The sequence below is a fragment of the Kribbella sp. DT2 genome, from assembly GCF_049844575.1.
Taxonomy (GTDB): domain Bacteria; phylum Actinomycetota; class Actinomycetes; order Propionibacteriales; family Kribbellaceae; genus Kribbella.
This window is the reverse complement of record NZ_JBNCLH010000006.1, coordinates 12851-34373: the sequence shown is the minus strand read 5'-3', so window position 1 is coordinate 34373 and position 21523 is coordinate 12851. Positions and strand designations below refer to the sequence as shown.

The window sequence follows — 21523 nt, the reverse complement described above, 5'->3', positions numbered from 1 at the left end:
AGCGCGGATCTGCCTGACACACTGTGCGCGTGGAAATCGCGATCGAGATCGTCGCCCTGGTCGCCCTGGTGGCGACGGGGGCCGCGCTGGCCCGCCGGATCGGGGTGTCGGCTCCCCTGCTGCTGGTGGTCATCGGCGTCGGGGCGTCGTACCTGCCGTTCGTCCCCCGGGTCGAGCTGTCGCACGAGGTCGTGCTGGTCGGCTTCCTGCCCCCACTGCTGTACTCGGCGGCGATCAAGACCAGCCTGGTCGACTTCTCCCAGCACCGGCGCTCGATCGGCCTGCTGTCGGTCGGCCTGGTCGCCTTCACCGCGGTCGGCGTCGGGTTCGTCGCGTACTGGCTGCTCGGCGGGCTCGCCGAGGGTGACGGTCAGGAGGCGCTGCCGCTGTGGGCCGCGTTCGCGCTCGGCGCGGTCGTCGCGCCGCCGGACGCCGTCGCGGCGACCGCGATCGCCCGCAAGGTCGGCCTGCCCCGCCGGGTGGTCACGATCCTCGAGGGCGAGAGCCTGCTGAACGACGCGACCGCGCTGGTCTGCCTGCGGACCGCGATCGGGGCCGCGCTGATCACACCGACGTTCGTGCACGTCAGCCTGGACTTCCTGCGCGCGGCCGGTGGCGGTGTCGTGGTCGGTCTGGTGGTCGCGATCGTGCTGGCCAAGATCCGCAAGCGGTTCACCGACCCGGTCCTGGACACCACGCTGAGCCTGACCGCACCCTTCATCGCGTACGTCGCCGCCGAGAACCACTACGTGCACGCGTCCGGCGTACTGGCTGTGGTGGTCACCGGGCTGCTGCTCGGGCACAAGGCGCCGATCATCCAGTCCGCGGCCTCGCGGATCTCGGAGCGGACCAACTGGCGCACGTTCCAGTTCCTGCTGGAGAACACGGTCTTCCTGCTGATCGGCCTGCAGACCCGGTGGATCCTCGACGACCTGGCCGAGAGCCCGCTGTCCGGCGGCACGATCGCGATCGCCACCATCGGGGTCTTCGTCGCCGTGGTGCTGATCCGGCCGCTGTGGCTGTTCCCGGTGACGATGCTGTCGCGCAAGATCATCGGCCGGTCGCGGCCCGGCCCGGTGTCCTGGCAGGCACTGGTCGTGGTGTCGTGGGCCGGGATGCGCGGCGTGGTGACGCTGGCCGCGGTGTTCGTGCTGCCGGAGGACACGCCGCACCGCGAGGTGCTCGTGTTCATCGCACTGGCCGTCACCGCCGGGACGCTGCTGCTGCAGGGCTCGACCCTGCCCTGGCTGGTACGACGGATCGGGCTGCCCGGCCCCGACCCGGCCGAGGACGCGCTGCAGGAGGCCGCCGTACTGCAGGCCGCGCACAAGGCCGGCGAGGAGGTGCTCGACAAGGTCCTCACGCCCGAGGACCCGCAGCAGGTCGTCGACCTGCTCCGGCAGCGCGGCGAGGCCCGGGCGCTGGCCGCGTGGGAACGACTCGGCCGGCCCGAAACCGAGTACGAAACGCCGAGTGAGGCTTATCGTCGACTTCGGATGGTCATGCTGCAGGCCGAGCGTGGCCACATCCTCAAGGTCCGGGACGAGGGCCTCGTCGCCGACGAGGTGCTGCAACGGGCACAGATCGCACTCGACATCGAGGAGTCCATCTTGGATCGCGCAGAAGCCGACGACGTCGGCGGACAGTCCGACGACCTCCGCGTACCGGCCCCCGCGGGCGGTCCGTGCGAGCACCTGGCCGACGCGCCGGTGGTGAAGACGCCGAACACGCCCGAGGGCTGTGAGGAGTGCCTGGCCGAGGGCGGCAACTGGGTGCACCTGCGGCTGTGCCTGGGCTGCGGCCACGTGGGCTGCTGCGACTCGTCGCAGATGAAGCACGCCAGCAAGCACTACGCCGGGACCGAGCACCCGGTGATGCGGTCGTTCGAGCCGGGTGAGAACTGGCGCTGGTGCTTCGTGGACGAAACCCTCGGGTGATGGCCGACTGCCTGTTCTGCTCGATCGTCGCGGGGTCGACCCCGGCCCACCTCGTGCTGGACACGCCCGAAATGGTCGGGTTCCTCGACATCCGGCCGGTGTTCAAGGGGCACACGCTGATCGTGCCGCGCGAGCACGTCGCGACGATGGTCGAGCTGCCGGACGAGCTGACCGTGCCGCTCTTCGGCGCGGCGCGGTCGGTCGCGGCAGCGGTTCGTACGGCGTACGGCGCGCAGGGGTCGTTCGTGGCGGTGAATAACGTGGTGTCGCAGTCGGTGCCGCACCTGCACGTGCACGTCGTACCGCGGACGAAGGGTGACGGGCTGCGCGGGTTCTTCTGGCCGCGGACCAAGTACGCCGACGACGCCGAGGCGGCGTCGTACGCCCAGCAGTTGTGGGACGCACTTCAGCAGTAGCTGTCCATCTGGGGCCTGGTCGTTCGTGGTAGTGCCGTACCGACCGACGAACCGAGGAGATCCACCGTGAAGTACCTGCTGCTGATCAACGCGTCCGCGACGCCGTCCGGCGAGGTGGAGGGCTGTACGCCGGCCGACTGGATGGCGTACGACCAGGAGGTCCGCGACGCCGGGATCATGGTCGCGGGCGAGTCGCTGGCCGACCTGGTCACCGCCACCGTCGTGAAGGTGGACGAGGGCGGCCACCGGACGGTCACCGACGGGCCGTTCGCCGAGACCCGTGAGGTCCTGGGCGGCTTCTACGTGATCGACGTGCCCGACCTGGACGCGGCCCTCGACTGGGCCGCCCGCTGCCCGGGTTCGCGCGGCGGAGGCAACATCGTCGTCCGCCCGGTCGCCGACTTCGACTGATGCCCGACGAGCGCTCGGCCACCTCTTCGGAGGTGGTCGAGCAGGTGTTCCGCGAAGAGCGCGGCCGGCTGCTGGCCGCCCTCTCCCGGCGGTTCGGCGATCTGGATCTTGCCGAAGAGGTCACTTCTGAGGCCATCGAGATCGCCCTGGAGAAGTGGCCTGTCGACGGCGTACCGCCCAAGCCGGGCGCCTGGTTGATGACCACCGCCCGCCGCAAGGCCGTCGACCGGCTCCGCCGCGACAAGACCTACGCCGCGCGCCTCGCCGTACTGCAGGTGGAGGCTGATCTCCGGGACCCTGCGCCGGCTCCGGAGTTCCCCGACGATCGCCTCCAGCTGTTCTTCACCTGCGCGCACCCCGCCCTACCGGCCGAGGACCGCATCGCCCTCACCCTCCGCTGCCTGGCCGGCCTCACCACCCCCGAGGTCGCCCGCGCGTTCCTGGTGCCGACGGCAACGATGGCGAAGCGGATCGTGCGGGCGAAGCAGAAGGTCCGCGACGCCCGGATCCCCTTCCGCGTACCGGCCCCCGACGAGCTGGTCGAGCGGCTGCCCGGCGTACTGCAGGTGACCTACTCGGTCTTCACCGAGGGGTACGCCGCCAGCTCCGGCGCCGACCTGCAGCGCGTCGACCTCGCCGAGGAGGCGATCCGGCTCGCGCGCATCCTGCACCGCCTGATGCCCGCCGACCGCGAGGTCGCCGGGCTCCTCGCGCTCATGCTGCTCGTCCACGCCCGCCGCGACGCCCGCACCGGCCCCGACGGCGAGCTCGTGCTGCTCGACGAGCAGGACCGCGCCCGCTGGGACCGCACGATGATCGAGGAGGGCCGCGCCCTCGTCCTCGACGCGATCACCGGCCCACCCGGCCCGTACGGCGTCCAGGCCGCGATCGCCTCCCTGCACGACGAGGCCGCCGACGTCGCGACCACCGACTGGCCGCAGATCGTTGCCCTGTACGACGTACTGCTCGCGCTCGTCCCCTCCCCCGTCGTCGCCCTCAACCGCGCGGCCGCCATCGCACTCCGCGACGGCCCGTCCGTGGGGCTCGCGCTGATCGACGAGCTGGCCGACGAGCCGCAGCTGCGGACCTACTACCCGTACCTGCTCGCCCGAGCCGACCTGCTCGAACGCCTCGGCCGCCTGCCCGAGGCCGCCACGGCGTACCAGCGAGCCCTGGAAACCGCCGGCACCGCCCCCGAACGCTGCCACGCCGAACGCCGCCTGCAGCAGCTCGACTACCAGCTTTGACTGCTTCCTGGAGTGTGACGCATTCTCCTTGTGGACAAGGGATTCCGGGCCGTTTCCTGTCGGCGGCATGGTTCATCATGGTCACCATGGCACAGTGCGACGAACGACCGATCTGGTCGATGAGCGGCAGCGAGATGCTGTCCGCCCTCGACACGATCCAGGCCGATCTCGCACGCCTCCAAACCCGCCGCCTCGACCTCCTCGCCGCCCTCGAAGCCAACGGCCACGCCACCGAGCTCGGCGCCCGCGACACCACCGAACTCATCGCCGTCCGCCACCGCCTCGACCGCGTCGACGTACGCCGCGACCTCCGCCTCGCCAACGCCCTCCACAGATATCCCGAGGTCCAAGCAGCCCTCCCCTCCAGCTTGCATCCCGCCCAAGCCGAAGCCATCGTCACCGCCCTGGAACGCATCCCCACCACCGCGATGGTCCCCGTCGAAGACCTCCGAGTAGCCGAACAACAACTCGTCGAAGCCGCCGAAGTCCTCACCCCCAACGACCTCCGTAAACTCGCCAAACGAGTCCGGGACACCCTCGACACCGACAGCCCCGAACCAGCCGAAGACCGCGCCCTGGCCGCCGAAACCCTCCTCTTGAAGCCCGGCGACCACGGCGTCGAATTCCGCGGCTACCTCGCAGGCCCCAACGCCGAACTCTTCCAAACCCTCATCTTCGCCGGGGCCAAACCCCACCTCACCCCCAACGGCACCCGCGACCCCCGAAGCCGAGGCAAACGCCAAGCCGACGCCCTCACCGCCGTACTGACAGCGGCCGCGTCCACTGGCACCACTGCCCCCGCCCACGGCGACATCAAACCCCACATCACCGTCACCATCGCCCTGGCAGACCTGAAGGCCGGCACCGGCGTAGGCACCCTCGCCACCGGCACCACCCTCTCCGCAGCGACCATCCGCCGCCTGGCTTGCGACGCCGGCATCATCCCCCTGGTCCTGGGCTCCAACTCCGAACCCTTGGACGTGGGCACCGAACACCGCTTCGTAACGCTCGCGATCCGCCAGACCTTGAACGCCCGCGACAAAGGCTGCGTCATCTGCGCCGCCCCCACCGCCATGTGCGAAGCCCACCACCTCATCCACTGGGCAGACGGCGGCCCCACCACCATCACCAACTTGGCCTTGCTCTGCAAAGCCCACCACCACGCCGTACACCAAGGCCATTACACCCTCACCTTCCACAACGGCCACCCCCAAGCCACCACCCCCGCCTGGGCAACCCCCACCCCCAACTCAGCCAAAGACCCGCCCACCGCCGCCTGACCACCACCCCACCCGGCCAGCCGCCGCCGTCTCGTCACCATCGTCAAGCAGGTGGGCAGCGGCTACCGCCAGCGGCTGAGTAGCGGCCCTGGTCAGCAGTTGACCCGCGGCTGCCCCCTCCTCCCGGCGCCAGCGCAGCGGCAGCGCAGCGGCCTCCTCGTCGACAGCGCGGTCGACCAGGGCTCGGGGCTCCGCCGTCACGCTGCCCTGCTGGTTCTTGGTGGGATCGGAGTCCAGGACCATTCCGAGGTTCGTGTCCATCCGTGGCGGTCTCGTTCGTGGTGATGCAAAGACCGACGAGAGGAACCACCATGGACGACCGCGCCGTACTCGCCTTGACGACCGCCGAACGGCTCAGCCTCGCCGACTTCTTCGAGAGCCTGACCGCCGCTGAGTGGCAGGCCGACTCGCTGTGCGCCGGGTGGACCGTGCACGACGTCGCCGCGCACATGACGCTGTCGACGCGGACGACCGTGCCGATGGTGATCAAGGGCGCGATCAGGGCGCGCGGCAGCTTCGACCGGATGGAACTCACGTTCGCCACCGAGCGCGCCGCCCGCTTCTCCCCCGCCGAACTGGTCGCCCAACTCCGCGAGACCGCGACCTCGGCCCACCGGACCCTCGGCGCCGGCATCGTCGACCCGCTGCTCGACGCACTGGTCCACGGCCAGGACGTCGCCCGCCCGCTCGGCCGCCCTCGCCCGATGCCCGCCGAGTCGGCGGTGATCGCGCTGGAACACGTCCTGAAGAGCAAGTTCTACGGCGCCCCCCGGCGCCTCCGCGCCACCCGCCTGGTCGCCACCGACCACCCGTGGTCGGGAGGCGTCGGTCACCAAGGCGCAGGCAACGCCGACGTCCAGGAGCTCCACGGGCCGCTCGCGGACCTCATTCTCACCGCCACGGGCCGCCCCGCAGGCCTCGCTAATCTCTCAGGCGCGGCCCTCCCCCAGGTCACGGCAGCGCTCTAGACCTCCCTGTCCAAGCGCTCGGACAATTTCTCCAAAGCTTTTTCAACGGCTGCTCTGACTGTCGGGTCGGGATCGTCCCGGAGCGCATCGATCGCCTCGGCGTGCTCGTACTCACCGGCCGCGCCAACAGCCCGTACGGCAGCCGCCCGGACCCTGGGCAGCTCGTGGTCCAGCATCGGGATCAGCAGGTCGACCAGCTCGCCCAGCTCGCGCTGGGCGGTGATCCGCGCGACATGCTCCCGGACCCGCCACGCCGGATCGTCGGCAACAGCCCGCAGTGCGTCGACGGCCTCGTCCCGCCACGCGTACAGCAGCACCCGCGCCGCCCAGACCCGCACCCAGTAGTGGTTCACCGGGTCGACCGGCTGCTGCCATCCGCCGGGGTTGGGGTTGCCGGTGATCGCCTGGAGCTTCGGGAGGTCGGGCCCGTACGCGTCCTCGCCGGAGATCTCCCCGGTGAGCAGCGCGATGCACCAGCCGACGACCGTCTCCTCGCCGTACCGGGCGCACGCGGCCTCGACCACCGCTCGCGGATGAGCTGCCACCCGACCAGTAAAGCGGCCCGCGCCGACAGTTCAGAGCAGCGACTTGAGGATCACCAGGATCGACGACAGCCCGGCCAGGATCAGGATCGTCTGCCGCAGCCGCGGGCCGTGGAACCGCTTCTGCAACGGCACCGCCACCGCGAACCCGATCCCCAGCGCCGGGATCCACGACAGGCCGTAGTACAGCTGGTGCCGCGTGAACTCCCCACCGATCGCCACCGCCGCCAGCGACACCGCGGACCCGAGGAAGAAGAACGCGGCCAGCGTCGCCCGCAGCCGCGGCCCCTGCTCGTGCTGCAGTACGACGGCCGCCGGCGGACCGCCGATCGACGCCGCCGTACCGGAGATCCCCGCGACCGCGCCCGCGATCACCAGGTTGCGCCGGGTCGCCCGCACGTCGAGCCGCCAGAACGTCAGCACGACAGCCCCCAGTACGACGAACCCGACCACCGCACCGATCGCCCGCGCCGACAACCACCCCAGCACCAGCACGCCCAGCGGCGTCGTCACCACCCGTGCACCGGTCAGCCACCCGGCCTGCCGCCAGTCGATCTGCCGCCACTCCCGCGCCAACGTCAAGATCGGCAGCAAGGTCCCGAGCACGAGCATCCCGCCCGGCATCAGCGACGGGTCGAGCAGCGCGACGACCGGCGCACCGACCAGCATCAGCCCGAGGCCGAGCGTTCCCTGGACGACGGCCGCCACCGCGATCGCCACCCCGCCCAGCAACAGAATCCCCAGGTCCACGCCGCCCAGCCTCTCCAGCATCGCGGGCCCCGGAGCAGGTCCCGCCGGTCACGGCCGAGTGAGGCCGGGCCGCACCGAGGGCCCGGATCGGCCGGCTCCTCGCGGCGCGACCGGCGCCGTACCGGCCGGTCGCACCAGGACCGTCCTACCCCATCCAGGTCCGTCCACACTCGACGGGGCTGACCTGTAACGACCGCCATACTCCCGGACATGGGTGGAGCATGAGGAGTCCTTCGAGTCCGCCCCCGCCGGTCGCCGTCGTACCGGACCACGACGATCCGCCTGAGCGCCCGTCCGCCTCCGGCCTCGCCGACGAGCTCAGGTTCCGGGCGCTGTTCGACAGCCAGTTCCGCGCCCTGCTCGGCTACGCGTTGCGCCGGGTGGGCTCGGCCGAGGACGCCGCCGACGTCGTCGCCGAGGCGATGCTGGTCGCCTGGCGGCGCATCGACGAGGTCCCGGCCAACGACACCGCCCGGCTCTGGCTGTACGGCGTCGCCCGCCGCGTCGTCGCCAACCACCGCCGCGGCGAGCTCCGGCGCGACCGGCTGGCCGGGCGGCTGCGGCAGCACCTCAGCGAGGTGATGCCCGACCACGCCGACCTGACCGGCTCGACAACGGTGATCCAGCAGGGCCTGGCCCGCCTGAGCGACGACGACCGCGAACTGCTGATGCTCACGGCCTGGGACGGACTCGAACCGCGCGAGGCCGCGATCGTGCTCGGCGTACCGTCGCGGACTGTCCGAACGCGGCTGCACCGGGCGCGGACGAGATTGCGCGAGGCGATCGGAGACGCCTTCGCCGATTCCGGACATGAACGGGAAGACCAGCCCAAGCGACCAGCGCAGGAGGACCGATGAACGACCACGAACTCGACCAGCTGATCGCACGGGCCAACCCGTACGGCGACGCGAAGGTCCGGCACCTGCCGACCGCCGCCGCCGAGCACGACCTGCTGGAGGACATCATCAGCACCGACCGACAGGCTCAGACGCACCCCGCGCCGGACGCCGACCCTGTACCGGCCTCGACTCCCGCAGCTGTCTCGCCGCTCGTGCGGGCACGACGGAAGCGGACGCGGCGGCTCGGGGTCGTCCTCGTGGCGGCCGCCGCGACCGCGGCGGTGGCGCTCACCGGGGTGCTGCTCCCCGGTGAGAACAACCCGGTGGCGCCGGTGTCGGCGTACGGTGCCGAGTTCCGCGCGGTGACCGACGCGACGCCGAGGCTGGTGCTCGACGACCCGGCCTGGAAGATCGACGCCGTGCCGGTGTTCCGTGCCAACGAGGGGGAGATCAGGTTCGCGCGGGGCAAACAGAAGCTCCAGGTGAACTGGATCCCCACCGGCCTGTACGAGGGCCGCCTGACGAACCAGAGGGATCCCGGCGTCAAATGGCGGCGTATCCCGATCGAGGTGCTCGGCCAGAAGGGCACCGCGCATCAGGGGGACGGGTCGACGGACCTGACCACCCTTCTGCCGCCGAAGGGGCCCTACTTCCTGGAGATCCGCGGCGACGTCGGTTCGGTGGCGGCGTACCGGAGCCTGGTGACCAAGCTGAAGACCGTCGACACCGACACGTGGCTGGACGCGATGCCGGAGTCGATCGTCAAGCAGTCCGACGCCCCGCGGGTGATCGACGAGATGCTGGCCGACGTACCGGTCCCGAACGGTTTCGACCGCTCGCCGTTCCTGAAGATCCTGGTGCTCGACCGCTACCAGTTCGGCGCCAAGGTCACCGGCGCGATCAGTTGCGGGTGGCTCGCCCAGTGGAAGGCCGCGAAGAAGTCCGGTGACGCCGCGAAGATGCGGGAGGCCGTGACGGCGCTGTCCGGCAGCCGCTCCTGGGACATCCTCCAGGAGATGGACAAGCAGGGCGGCTGGTCGTACTGGATCTGGGCCGGCGGGGATGCGCTCCGCAAGGGAGACATGGTCAGGGTGGACCAGACCCTGGGCTGCAGAAGCTGACCCGAGAGAACGGCAAGAGCCGGCAACCCCGCGTCGGGGCTGCCGGCTCTTCGTCGTACAGGCCGGCTCAGTTCGCGATCAGCGAGCGGAGCACGTACTGCAGGATGCCGCCGTTGCGGTAGTAGTCGGCCTCACCGGGGGTGTCGATGCGGACGACCGCGTCGAACTCCTGGGTGCCGCCGTCGGTGCCGGTGACCGTGACGTGCACGGTGCGCGGGACGTCGCCGTCGTTCAGCGCGGTGACGCCGCTGATGTCGAAGGTCTCCTCACCGGTCAGGCCGAGGGACTCCGCGTTCTCGCCCTCGGGGAACTGCAGCGGCAGGACGCCCATGCCGATCAGGTTCGAGCGGTGGATCCGCTCGAACGACTCGGTGATGACCGCCTTCGCGCCGAGCAGCGCCGTGCCCTTGGCCGCCCAGTCGCGCGACGAGCCCGAGCCGTACTCCTTGCCGGCCAGGATGACCAGCGGCGTACCGGCTTCGAGGTACGCCTCGGACGCCTCGTAGATCGACGTGACGGGCGCGTCGGCCTTGGTGAAGTCGCGGGTGAAGCCGCCCTCGGTGCCCGGTGCGATCTGGTTGCGCAGCCGGATGTTGGCGAACGTGCCCCGGATCATCACCTCGTGGTTACCGCGCCGCGAACCGTACGAGTTGTAGTCCTTGCGATCCACGCCGTGCTCGGCCAGGTACTTGCCGGCCGGGCCGTCGGCCTTGATCGCACCGGCCGGGGAGATGTGGTCGGTCGTGACCGAGTCGCCCAGCTTCGCCAGCACGCGCGCGCCGCTGATGTCGGTGACCGGCGACGGCTCCTTGGCCATCCCCTCGAAGTACGGAGGCTTGCGCACGTACGTCGAGTCGGCGTCCCACTCGAAGGTCTTGCCCTCGGGCGTCGGCAGCGACTGCCAGCGCTCGTCACCGGCGAAGACGTCGGCGTAGTCCTTGGTGAACATCTCCTTGCTGATCGAGGAGGCGATCGTCTTCTCGACCTCGTCCGCGGTCGGCCAGATGTCGCGCAGGAACACGTCGTTGCCGTCGGTGTCCTGACCCAGCGCGTCGGTCTCGAAGTCGAAGTCCATCGTCCCGGCCAGCGCGTACGCGATCACCAGCGGCGGGCTCGCCAGGTAGTTCATCTTCACGTCCGGGTTGATCCGGCCCTCGAAGTTGCGGTTGCCGGACAGCACCGACACGACCGCCAGGTCGGCCTCCTGCACACCGGCCGAGACCTCCTCGGGCAGCGGGCCCGAGTTGCCGATGCAGGTCGTGCAGCCGTAGCCGACCAGGTGGAAGCCGAGCTTCTCCAGGTACGGCGTGACGCCGGCCTTCTCGTAGTAGTCGGTGACGACCTTCGAGCCCGGGGCCAGCGACGTCTTCACCCACGGCTTGCTGGTCAGGCCCTTGTCGACGGCCTTCTTCGCCAGCAGCGCGGCGGCCAGCATCACCGACGGGTTGGAGGTGTTGGTGCAGGACGTGATCGACGCGATCACGACGTGGCCGTGGTCGAGCTCGGTCTCCGCGCCGTTCAGGGTGATCTTGGTCTTCTTCGACGGACGGCCGGGGCCACCGTGCGGCGTGTGCGGCTCGTCGTTGACGTGGCCGTGACCGTTCGGCGCGTCGCTGGCCGGGAAGCTGCCGAGCTCCGACGGGTCGACCTCGAGCTCCTCGGTCGCGTAGTCGGTCAGCGCACCGCGGAAGGCCTCTCTCGACTCGCTCAGCGAGACCCGGTCCTGCGGCCGCTTCGGGCCGGCGATCGACGGAACGACCGTGGACAGGTCCAGCTCGAGGTATTCCGAGAAGCGCGGCTCGACCGACTGGTCGTGCCACATGCCCTGCTCCTTGGCGTACGCCTCGACCAGCGCGACGTCGGCGTCGGACCGGCCGGTGAGGCGCAGGTACTCCAGGGTGACGTCGTCGATCGGGAAGATCGCGCAGGTCGAGCCGAACTCCGGGCTCATGTTGCCGATGGTGGCCCGGTTCGCCAGCGGAACCGCCGCGACGCCCTCGCCGTAGAACTCGACGAACTTGCCGACCACGCCGTGCTTGCGCAGCTGCTGCGTGATGGTGAGCACCACGTCGGTCGCGGTGGCGCCGGCCGGCACGGAGCCCGTCAGCTTGAAACCGACGACCTTCGGGATCAGCATGCTCACCGGCTGGCCCAGCATCGCGGCCTCGGCCTCGATGCCGCCGACGCCCCAGCCCAGCACGCCCAGGCCGTTCACCATCGTGGTGTGGCTGTCGGTGCCCACGCAGGTGTCCGGGTAGGCGATGCCGTCGCGGACCATCACGGTCCGGGCCAGGTGCTCGATGTTGACCTGGTGCACGATGCCGGTGCCCGGCGGGACGACCTTGAAGTCGTCGAAGGCGGTCTGGCCCCACCGCAGGAACTGGTACCGCTCGCCGTTGCGCTGGTACTCGAACTCGACGTTGCGCTCGAAGGCGTCCGGACGGCCGAAGACGTCGGTGATCACCGAGTGGTCGATCACGAGCTCCGCCGGGGCCAGCGGGTTGATCTTGGTCGGGTCACCACCGAGCTCGGCGACGGCCTCGCGCATGGTGGCCAGGTCGACGATGCACGGCACTCCGGTGAAGTCCTGCATGATCACGCGCGCCGGCGTGAACTGGATCTCCGTGTCCGGCGCCGCGTCGGCGTCCCAGTTGCCCAGCTTGGTGATGTGGTCGGCGGTGATGTTCGCGCCGTCCTCGGTGCGCAGCAGGTTCTCGAGCAGCACCTTGAGCGAGTACGGCAGAGTCTCCGCGCCCTCGATGCCCGCCAACCTGAAGATCTCGTACGACTGTCCGTTGACCTCGAGTGCACCCTTGGCACCGAAGCTGTCGACGCTGGCCATCAACCTGCTCCTCTGTCCGTCCTGTTCCGCTGGTACCCATCCTGCCGAGCCACCCACCCGACCTACAGGTCAGGCTGCCCTAACTTCCCGGCCGAGCTCCTCAGCGGCAAACTCTCTCGACATCAAGATACACGACATCGAGCCACCGCCCCAAGTCGGAAATTGCTTTGCCGCAGGGCGCCGGGCGCTGATCGACTGCAGCGTGGACAGTTCGCGGGAGGACGTGCTGACGCGCGCGTTCGTCCGCTGGAACTGGGCCCGCGCCGTACTGCACAACGGCTGGTGGCTCGTCACCTCGGTCTACCTGGTGCTCGACGCCGGGCTGAGCGCTGCCCAGATCGTGGCGATCGGAGCCGCTCAGGGGATCTTCGCGCTGTGCTGCGAGGTGCCGGCCGGCGTACTGGCGGACACCGTCAGCCGGAAGTGGTCGCTGGTCGTGTCGCAGATCCTGATGGGGACCGCCATGCTGACCACCGGCCTGGTCACGTCGTTCCCGTTGCTGCTGGCGACTCAGGTGCTGTGGGGGCTGGCGTGGACCTTCGCGAGCGGTTCGGACATCGCCTGGATCACCGACGAGCTGAATGCCCCTGATCGCATCTCGGCCGTGCTGACTCGGACAGCCCGCGCCCAGCTGTCCGGCGCGGCGACCGGGCTCGTGGTGATCGGAGCTCTCGCCTGGGCGACCCGGCGTGAGGTGGCGATCATCGGCGCCGGCGCGGCGATGCTGCTGCTGAGCGTGTACGTCGTCGCCCGCTTCAGCGAGGAACGGTGCGTCCCCGCATCCGGTGCTCGCTGGGCGGCGTCGTGGACGACGTTCCGCCGTGGAGTCGGTCTGGTCCGCGGCAGCCCGGAACTGCTGCGGATCTTCCTGGCGACGTTCCTGGTCAACGGCGCCACCGACGCAGCCGGCCGGCTCGCGCCGAAGCAGTTGCTCGAACTGGGCCTGCCGATCCGGCTCGACCCGATCGTCTGGTTCACCGGGCTGGGTGTGGTCGCTCTCGTCCTCGGCGCCGTGACCTTGCGGATCGTGGCCCGACGCCTTGACGGGGAGCACGCGCGTCACTCGTACGGCGTCGCGGCGCTGGTCGGCACCGTGGGCGTCATCGGGCTGGCGGTCGCACCGACCTCGATCAGCGCCACCGCGGCGCTGATCCTCGTGTCCGGGATCGCCGTCCCGCTCACCCGGGTGATCGCGATGATCTGGGTCAACGCGCGCACGACGAGCGACGTACGGGCGACCACGCACTCATTCCTCGCCCAGGCCGAGTACCTCGGCGAGGTGGTCTGCGGGTTGCTGATCACGCTCGTCGCGCACCTGGCAGGCCTGCCGGTCGCCCTCGCGGGAGCCGCCGCACTCTTCGCCCTGACCGCGGCGATCATGCGGCGGCCCGCGGACTAGGAGAGCTGCGGGAGGACCTCGGAGGCGATCAGGTCGAGGTGGTCCAGGTCGGTGAGGTCCATGATCTGGAGGTAGAAGCGGTCGGCGCCGAGCTCGGCGAAGCGGCCGAGGTGGTCGACGACCTGGGCGGGGGTGCCACCGACGCCGTGCTCGGCGAGCTGGTCGAGGGACCAGCCGACGTTGGCGGCGCGACGTTCGACCTCGGCCTGGTCCTTGCCGACGGCGACGCGGTGGGCGGCCGACAGGGCCAGGGTCTTCGGATCGCGGTCGATCGTCGTACAGGCTGCTCGGACGCGGTCGAAGAGGACCTTGGTCTCGTCGAGGTTCTTGAAGCCGGCGTTGAACTCCGTGGCGTACTGGGCGGCGAGCGCGGGTGTGCGCTTCTTGCCGGCGCCGCCGACGATGATTGGCGGGTGCGGCTGCTGGACCGGCTTCGGCAGCGCCGGGGAGTCCTTCAGCTGGTAGTGCTTGCCGGTGAAGTCGTACTTCTCCCCCACTGGCGTGTCCCACAGCCCGGTGATCAGCTCGAGCTGCTCGGTCAGCAGGTCGAACCGGCCCGGCGTGTCCGGGAAGTCCAGCCCGTACGCCGCGTGCTCGGCCTCGAACCAGCCCGCCCCCAGCCCGAGCTCGGCGCGACCGCCGCTCATCTGGTCGACCTGCGCGACGCTGATCGCCAGCACGCCCGGGTTACGGAAGGTCGCGGAACTGACCAGCGTGCCGAGCTTGATCCGGCTGGTCTCACGCGCCAGCCCGGCCAGCGTGATCCACGCGTCGGTCGGGCCGGGCAGGCCGTCGTCGTCGCCCATCGCGAGGTAGTGGTCGGAACGGAAGAACGCGTCGAAACCGCACTCCTCGGTCTTGCGGGCAACGGTCAGCTGGTCGTCGTACGAGGCGCCCTGCTGGGGTTCGGTGAAGATCCTGAGCAACATGGGGACAACGCTATCCCGGGCTCACTGCACGGTGACGTAGAGCTGCTCCAGGTAGGACGGCTGCCAGTCCGGGCCGCGGCGGTAGAGGCGTCGTACGAGCCCTTCGACGTCGATCGCGCCCGGGAGCTGCGTGTCCCACCACTCGGGGACCTGATCGTACCAGCGGTCGATGCGCAGCGTCCGGCCCGCGGCGTCGATCCGCGCGAACAGCCAGCCACCGTGCTCGGTCTGCGCCTCGTCGATCCAGAGATCGCCAAGCAGCTCCGCGAGCCGCTCGTCGGGCCACTCCTGGTCGTCAACCTGAGCCGGCTCGAGATCGAACCTGTACGACGGACGCGCGGGGTCGAGAACCTGCACCTGAATGGTGAACCCGGACGGCACGACGCTGGTGCGCGCGCGACACCACTGACGAAGGGCCTCGAAGGCGGCGGACTCGGTGAGGCGCGGGCGGGGACGCTCGGGCTCGGCACGCATGGCCTGCTCGACACCGAGCGGGAGCGCGATCGGGACGCCCGAGCTGGTGAGCTCGGGGATGAGCATGCCGGCGTTGGGGTGGTGGCCGTTGTCTTCGGGGTGCTGCCCATTCAGCCCGTTGACCTGTACGGCAGCTGCCTGAACACCAGGCTCAACCCCACCAGCAGCTTCAGCCGCCAGTTCGCGGCCACCCGTCTCCGAGCTGCCCTCGACCTCGTCGGCTGTTTCTGCAGTCCGCTCGGGCTCGGAGGCCTCCGCGAGCCCGGCAACCTCCGCGGTGTCATCAGGCTCGTACGAGTCCAACGCGTCAGCAAGCCCAACGATCTCAGCCGTCTCGTCCGGCTCGTAAGCGTCGCCAGCCTCGGCAGACTCGTCGAACTGCTCGGGCGTACGGGCGTCGTCCGGCTCGGCGATTCCGCGGGCCTGCTCGGGCCCGCGGGCATCACCCGCCTCCGCAGCCTGCTCAGACTCGTCGGCGCCACCCCGCTCCGCGACCTCGTCGGCCTGCTGCGGCCCGCGGGCATCACCCGCCTCCGCGGCTCCGTCGGCCTGCTCGGATTCATAGGCGTCGCTCGCCAGCGCCGCCTCCGGCTGCTCGGGTTCGCGCGTGTCCGCCGACTCGTCGATGCCGGGAGCAACCACCTCGGCGACCGGCGTCTCCTCCGGCGCGGGCGACTTCTCGGCGGCCGGCTCCCGGTCGGATACGGCCTCCCGGTCGGATGCAGCCTCCCGGTCGGGTGCGGGCTCCCCTTCAGCAGTTGACCCCTGCTCGACAGCTGACACCCGCTCGGCGCCTGACACCTGATCGGCGGCGGCCGCGACCTGCTCGGCGCTTGATGGCTCGTCGGCACCGGTCTCCTCGGCGTCCGCGCCTTGCTGATCGGACTCCTCGACCTCGCCCGCCGGCAGCTCGACATCCTGCGGCTCCGGCGTACGAGCTGGCTCAACCTCAGGTCGAGCTTCACCCGGCGCCACCGAGATCTCGCCCAGCTGGTCGGCCGTCCAGTCCGCGCTGCCGAGGATCTCGTCGTGGAAGACCTCGGTCGAGTACTCGTAGTCGTCCAGCTCGCCGCCGGACCCGCCGTACTGATCACTCAGCGGCGGATACGTCCGCGGCCCATCGCCCGCGGCAGCGCTCTGCCCCGAGTCGACCCGCGCGATGTCGTCACCGCCTGGCTCATCAACCAGCGCGGCGATCTCGGCCGTCGGCTCATCGTCCCCAGGCTGAACGTCAGCCGACCGCCCATCCCCCGCACCGCTGCCGGCCCACCGTTCGTCCTCCGCCGCGGAGCCAACCTCTTCACCAACCAGCCGATCCTCCAGGAACGACTCATCGGCCACTCCCGACTCTGCGGCCCATCGCTCGTCCCCGTCGGACGCGGCATCGTGCTCGATCGACGAATACGAAACAGTCGGCTCGTCAGCAACCCACCGCGCGCCGCCCGCCCGACCATCACCCCGTACGTCGAGCGCCCGCTCGCTTTCACCTCGTACGTCGGCCGCTCGGCGATCGCGGTCCCCCGGCGCGTCGCCATCACGGCCCTCGACGTCACCCCGCAGCTCATCCGCCCGGCGGTCATCTCGTACGTCGGCCGCATGCCCGTCGCCGTCACCTCGGACGCCGAGCCGGCGACGATCGCCGTCACCCTCAACCTCAGCGTCGCGCCCGTCGCCATCAGCCTGCAGATCGCCCGTCCTGCGCTCGCCCTCACCCCGCTCGTCGTCACCGTGCCCGACGGCGCCGGCTTGCAGGTCGTCCGCCCGGCGGTCGTCCCGGAGGCTGGCACGGCGGCTGTCGACGTCCGATCCCACGTCGCCCGCCTGCCGGGCGTCCCGAAGGTCAGCACCGCGCCCGTCAACGTCGGTTCGCACGCCATCCGCCCGGCGGTCGTCCCGACCGCCGGCACCGCTCCCGTCGACGTCCGCTCCCACGTCGCCCGCCTGCCGGCCGTCCCGAAGGTCGGCGGCACCACGCCTGTCGGCATCGGCTCGGTGGTCATCCGCACGGCGATCGTCTCGGAACGCGGCGCCACGCCCGTCGACGTCCGCTCCCGGCCCATCCGCCCGGCGATCGTCCGCCAGGGCAGCACCGCGCCGGCCGGCGTCGGCTCGCTGGTCATCTGCCTCGCGATCATCCCGGCGGCCGGCGCCATGCCTGTCGCCGTCCGTTTCCGAGTCGCCCGCCTGCCGGGCGTCTCGGAACGCGGCACCGCCACCGTCGACCTCAGGTCCCAGGTCGCCTGCATACCGGTCGTCTCGGAGGCTCGCACCGCGCCTATCGGCGTCGGCTCGCTGGTCATCTGCCTGGCGATCGCCCCGGCGACCGGCGCCATGCCTGTCGCCGTCCGCTCCCCCGTCGCCCGCCTGCCGGGCGTCCCGGAGGCTGGCACTACGCCTGTCGCCGTCCGCTCCCACGTCGCCCGCCTGCCGGGCGTCCCGGAGGCTGGCACTGCGCCTGTCGACGTCCGCTCCCCCGTCGCGTGCCCGGCGGTCGTCGCGGAGATCCGCACCGCGCCTGTCGGCGTCGGCTCGTAGGTCGTCTCCTCGGGGGTCGACACCGCGTCTGTCGGTGTCGGCTCGTAGGTCGTCCGTCTGGTGGGCGCGGTTGCCTTGGGCATCGGTCGACTGGTGGTCGGCTCGGGCTTCGGCGGTGCTGTTGTTGCCGTCTGGTCGGGCGTCGAGGCGGTGGCCGTCGGCTTCTGGGGCGTACGTGTCGGCGTTGATCGGTGCTTGGGCGGCATCGGCCGACGGGGTTCTGCGTTGGCGGCGGGCGGGGCGGGGTTGGTGGGCGAGGTGCGGATTGGCTGCCAAGTAGGCGGCGGCGTCCTCGATCCACTCGCCGTTGATCCAGGCACCGCCGACCCACTCGCGCTCCATCGGAGATGGGGGCTCGGGCTCGGACTGCGCCGGGTGGTCGGGCGCGAGGTCGTCGAGGGGCGAGGTTGTGCGGGGGTTCTGGCGGGCGTCGAGCGGCGAGGCTGAGCGGCCGTCCTGGGGTGCGTCCAGAGGGGACGTCGAGCGGCGGTCCCGGGGTGCGTCCAAGGGCGAAGCTTGGCGGTCGTCCTCCGGCGGGAGTGCGCGGTAGTCCTCGGTCGCGTCCTGGGGTGAGATCGCCTGGTAGTTCTCGGTCGCGTCCTGCGGCGAGATCGCGCGATGGTCTTCGGTCGAGTCCTCGGGTGAGGTCGACCGAGCGGCCTCGGATACGTCCAGCGGCGAAGCCGCGCTGTGGGCCTCGGGCGAGACCGGCCGGTCGTCCTCGGTCGAATCCTCGGGCGACGTCGACCGATCGGCCTCAGGCGCGTACGGCGGCGAAGCCACGCCGTGGTCCTGGGGCGAGACCGGCCGGTGGTTCGCGGTCGAATCCTCGGGCGAGGTCGACCGATCGGCCTCAGGTCCGCCGAGGGGCGAGGTGGCGCGCGCATCCAGCGGTGAGGTGGGGTGCTGGTAGTCGTGGGTAGTGCCGAAGGGCGCGCCGGGGCGCTGGTCCTGGGCGGCGTCGAAGGACGAATCGGAGCGCCGATCCTCGGCCGCGGTGAAGGGCGAACCGAGGTGCTGGTCCTGGGCCGCGTCGAGGGACGAGCCGGAGCGCTGGTCCTCGGCGGCGTCGAACGACGAATCGGAGCGCCGATCCTGGGCCGCGGTGAAGGGCGAACTGGAGCGCTGGTCCTGGGCCGCGTCGAGGGACGGGCCGGAGCCCTCAGCCTCGGCGGCGTCGAAGGGCAAGCCGGCGCGCTGGCCCTGGGCGGCGTCGAAGGACGAATCGGAGCGCCGATCCTGGGCCGCGGTGAAGGGCGGACTGGAGCGCTGGTCCTGGGCCGCGTCGAAGGACGAGCCGGAGCCCTCAGCCTCGGCGGCGTCGAAGGGCAAGCCGGCGCGCTGGCCCTGGGCGGCGTCGAAGGGCAAGCCGGGGCGCTGATCCTGGGCAGCGTCGAAGGGTGAACCGGGGTGCTGGTCCGAGGGGGCGGCCGGAGGGGTGGACGTCTGGTGGTCCTGGTCGCGGTCCAGGGGTGAGGTGGGGCGGTGGTCCTGGGGGGCGTCCGGCGGGGTGGAGAGAGGGGCGACGGGTGGGATTACTCCGGTGTCGTCGTCGGGGGTGGGATCCGCGACGGCGTCGGTGATTGGTGGGATGACGCCGGTGTCGTCGCCGGCGGTGAAGGCGTCGACAGTGCCGGGGTCGGCTATCGGTGGGGTGGCGCCGGGGGCATCTGTCGGCGGGGTGGGGTCCGGGGCGTCGTCTGTGGGGTACGGCTCGCTGTCGACGGGGGCGAGCACGCCGGTGTCGTCGTCGGCGGCCGAGAACTCGTCGTCGGAATCGATGGGAGTGATGACGCCGGTGTCGTCTGCTGCGGACGACGAGAATTCGGGGGCGACCGGGGGCTCGCCAGGTGAACGAGCGAAAGGAGATTCGGGGTCGGAGGGGGCCGGCTCGTCGTACGGCAGCGCGAAAGGCGAGGCGGGCTGGGGGGCGTGATCGCCGGGCGCGGGGTCCTGGAACGAGCGGGCGCCGGGGGCCGGCGCGTAGGGCGACTGGCTGTCGGGATCCGCAGCGTAGGGCGAGCGGTCGTCAGGTCCCGGAGCGTAACGCGAGCGGTCGTCGGGTCCTGGAGTGCGGGACGTGTCAGGAGCGGGCGCTGAAGGGGAGCTGGGCGCACGCCCGTCGAGGCCGGGGCGCTGGGGGGCGAAGGGTGAGTCGGGTGCGTCTGGGCCGGGCTGGTGACCAGCCGGGGGCGCGAAGGGTGAGGCAGCCTGGGGTGTGGGGTCGCCCTGGCCGGGGTCGCGGAGCGAGCGGGCCTCGGGGGGCGGTGTTTGGGGGCCGTCGGCAGATGGCGCGAAAGGTGAGGCGGAGTGGGGTGAGGGGTCGCCCGGGCTGGCGTCGCGGAGCGAGTGGGGCTCGCGGGCCGGGCCTTGGGGGGTGGGGGCGAACGGGGAGTCGGGGCGTGGCGGGTCCGACTCGGGGAAGGGCGAGAACGGGGCCGTGTCGTCGGGGACGGCGAAAGGAGCACTGTCGTCGGGGACGGCGAAGGGAGTGGGGACAGCGACGGGGGCGGTGTCGTCGGGGGCGGCGAAGGGGGCTGCTTCGTCGGGGACGGCGGTTAGTTCGCTGGTGGCGTCGTTGGCTGACCAGGTGTCGCTGGCGGGCTGCTGGTCGGTCGGGGTGTCGGGGGTGTACGTCGCCGCGGCGGGGGCGTCGGCGAAGAGGCTGGCGTAGAAGTCTTCGCCGTCCTGTACGGGGCCGCCTACGCGTGGGGGCTCCGACGACGGGAGGGGGCGGTCGTAGGTGCGCGGGGCCTGGGGAGTCGGATCGGGGTCGGGGGCGGCCAGGCCGAGGCCGGCCAGGGAGGCGTTGTCGTCCTCGCGCTGCTTCTTCTTGCGGCCGAAGAGGCGGGGCTTCTTGTTGACGACGCCGTAGTTGTCCTCAACAGGAGGCTCGGGAGCCGGCTGAGCTTCGGACGAAGGCGGGGCCTCGTACGAGGGCTGAGGTTCGTGGGAAGGCGGGCCTTCGTACGACGGCTGGGCCTCGTACGAAGGCTCGGCGCCGATGATCTCGTGGGCGTCCTCGGCGATGGGCTGGCCGGTGAAAGGGCTGACCCCCGGAGGCACGATGTAGAGCTCTTCCTCAGGCTCCTCAGGCTCCTCAGCAACAGGAGCCGGCGCAGCAGCAGCACCAGCAGCCCCAGGATCGAACTGCTGCACAGCCGTCAGCGCCGCGTACAAGTCCGGCTGCTGCGCCGACCGCGGCCCGACCCCGAGCCGCGAGAAGAACTCCCCCAGCTGCTCCGCCGACAACGCCGAAGCACCAGCGGATCGAATCAGCGCCACGCCCGAAGGCACCAGCTCGTCCAGCCCGCCCAGGTAGTCGGCCCACTCCGCGGCCCACTCGATCAGTTCCCGCGCGGCCTCCTCGTCCGAGGTGATCCACTGCCCGATCGGTCCGAAACCGTCGTCCACCGGCTGCCAAGGATCACCCTCGTACGACGCCCGCGCCCACGTCCCGTTGAACGACCCGTAGACGAACCCGAGCTCTCCCGCGGCGATCCGCCGCTTGACCTCCGGCTGCCCGATCCAGTCCGGGGCGCCCGCGAGCAGGTCCGTCCCGGCGGTCCGGCTGTGCTGCGTGTGGTACCCGAAGAGAACCGACCGGCCGTCGGAGAGCCGCACCAGCCGCAGGTCCGAACCGGTCTCGTCCTGGTGGTACCAGCCGTCGGCGTCCGCGTACCAGCGACGGTCGAAACCGGTCGCGTGAGCGACCGCGGCGAGGGCGCTCCAGCGGGCGCGGAGCTCCTCCGGGTCATCCAGATCGACGAGCGGCATCGGGTATCAGGTCTCCAGCGAACATCAGGGCACCAGCGCAGAACGGTACCTGAGCC

15 protein-coding genes are annotated in these 21523 nt (G+C 71.1%); 9 read left to right on the top strand and 6 right to left on the bottom strand.

The window, feature by feature from the left end:
- Positions 1-29 precede the first annotated feature (29 nt).
- The 5 genes from ACLQ2O_RS24710 to ACLQ2O_RS24690 all read left to right on the top strand — a co-directional run bounded on the left by ACLQ2O_RS24710 (position 30) and on the right by ACLQ2O_RS24690 (position 5291).
- Entirely contained in the window at positions 30-1937 is a 1908-nt protein-coding gene (locus tag ACLQ2O_RS24710) for a Na+/H+ antiporter (RefSeq protein WP_425835339.1), read from the top strand.
- Positions 1937-2353, top strand: a complete 417-nt coding sequence (locus ACLQ2O_RS24705; RefSeq protein ID WP_425835337.1) for an HIT family protein — start codon at positions 1937-1939, stop codon at positions 2351-2353. The genes ACLQ2O_RS24710 and ACLQ2O_RS24705 overlap by 1 nt, the downstream gene beginning before the upstream one ends.
- 66 nt (positions 2354-2419) lie before the next feature.
- Positions 2420-2764: a YciI family protein gene (locus ACLQ2O_RS24700; protein ID WP_425835335.1), complete on the top strand. Its 345-nt coding sequence runs from the start codon at positions 2420-2422 to the stop codon at positions 2762-2764.
- The gene (locus ACLQ2O_RS24695) at positions 2764-4011 is read left to right on the top strand and encodes an RNA polymerase sigma factor (RefSeq protein ID WP_425835333.1); all 1248 of its coding nucleotides are present in this window, start codon (positions 2764-2766) and stop codon (positions 4009-4011) included. The genes ACLQ2O_RS24700 and ACLQ2O_RS24695 overlap by 1 nt, the downstream gene beginning before the upstream one ends.
- The gene (locus tag ACLQ2O_RS24690) at positions 4008-5291 is read left to right on the top strand and encodes a DUF222 domain-containing protein (RefSeq protein ID WP_425835331.1); all 1284 of its coding nucleotides are present in this window, start codon (positions 4008-4010) and stop codon (positions 5289-5291) included. The genes ACLQ2O_RS24695 and ACLQ2O_RS24690 overlap by 4 nt, the downstream gene beginning before the upstream one ends.
- Here ACLQ2O_RS24690 and ACLQ2O_RS24685 read toward each other — a convergent pair.
- The gene (locus tag ACLQ2O_RS24685; protein WP_425835329.1) at positions 5262-5552 is read right to left on the bottom strand and encodes a hypothetical protein; all 291 of its coding nucleotides are present in this window, start codon (positions 5550-5552) and stop codon (positions 5262-5264) included. The genes ACLQ2O_RS24690 and ACLQ2O_RS24685 overlap by 30 nt on opposite strands.
- Positions 5553-5602: 50 nt before the next feature.
- Between ACLQ2O_RS24685 and ACLQ2O_RS24680 the strand changes: the two genes are divergently transcribed.
- On the top strand, positions 5603-6259 hold the full coding sequence (locus tag ACLQ2O_RS24680; protein ID WP_425835327.1) for a maleylpyruvate isomerase family mycothiol-dependent enzyme: 657 nt from the start codon (positions 5603-5605) through the stop codon (positions 6257-6259).
- Here the strand turns inward: ACLQ2O_RS24680 and ACLQ2O_RS24675 are convergent.
- Together ACLQ2O_RS24675 and ACLQ2O_RS24670 are read right to left on the bottom strand one after the other, a co-directional pair.
- Entirely contained in the window at positions 6256-6804 is a 549-nt protein-coding gene (locus tag ACLQ2O_RS24675; protein WP_425835325.1) for a HEAT repeat domain-containing protein, read from the bottom strand. The two genes, ACLQ2O_RS24680 and ACLQ2O_RS24675, sit on opposite strands and share 4 nt — an antisense overlap.
- A gap of 30 nt (positions 6805-6834) precedes the next feature.
- Positions 6835-7551, bottom strand: a complete 717-nt coding sequence (locus ACLQ2O_RS24670) for a TSUP family transporter (protein WP_425835323.1) — start codon at positions 7549-7551, stop codon at positions 6835-6837.
- Positions 7552-7772: 221 nt separating this feature from the next.
- On the opposite strand from ACLQ2O_RS24670, the gene ACLQ2O_RS24665 reads away from it, so the two are divergent.
- Together ACLQ2O_RS24665 and ACLQ2O_RS24660 are read left to right on the top strand one after the other, a co-directional pair.
- Positions 7773-8408: an RNA polymerase sigma factor gene (locus ACLQ2O_RS24665; protein ID WP_425835321.1), complete on the top strand. Its 636-nt coding sequence runs from the start codon at positions 7773-7775 to the stop codon at positions 8406-8408.
- Positions 8405-9511, top strand: coding sequence for a hypothetical protein (locus ACLQ2O_RS24660; protein ID WP_425835319.1), 1107 nt, complete (start codon positions 8405-8407; stop codon positions 9509-9511). Before ACLQ2O_RS24665 ends, ACLQ2O_RS24660 begins: the two co-directional genes overlap by 4 nt.
- Before the next feature lie 67 nt (positions 9512-9578).
- Here the strand turns inward: ACLQ2O_RS24660 and acnA are convergent, their stop codons facing one another.
- Entirely contained in the window at positions 9579-12353 is a 2775-nt protein-coding gene (gene acnA, locus ACLQ2O_RS24655) for an aconitate hydratase AcnA (protein WP_425835317.1), read from the bottom strand.
- Positions 12354-12555: 202 nt separating this feature from the next.
- Between acnA and ACLQ2O_RS24650 the strand changes: the two genes are divergently transcribed.
- Positions 12556-13752 (top strand): MFS transporter, encoded by a 1197-nt coding sequence (locus tag ACLQ2O_RS24650; protein ID WP_425835315.1) that lies wholly within the window; start codon positions 12556-12558, stop codon positions 13750-13752.
- Here the strand turns inward: ACLQ2O_RS24650 and ACLQ2O_RS24645 are convergent.
- Positions 13749-14681 (bottom strand): LLM class F420-dependent oxidoreductase, encoded by a 933-nt coding sequence (locus ACLQ2O_RS24645; protein ID WP_425835312.1) that lies wholly within the window; start codon positions 14679-14681, stop codon positions 13749-13751. The genes ACLQ2O_RS24650 and ACLQ2O_RS24645 overlap by 4 nt on opposite strands.
- A gap of 21 nt (positions 14682-14702) precedes the next feature.
- Positions 14703-21467 (bottom strand): hypothetical protein, encoded by a 6765-nt coding sequence (locus ACLQ2O_RS24640; protein WP_425835310.1) that lies wholly within the window; start codon positions 21465-21467, stop codon positions 14703-14705.
- Positions 21468-21523: the final 56 nt, after the last annotated feature.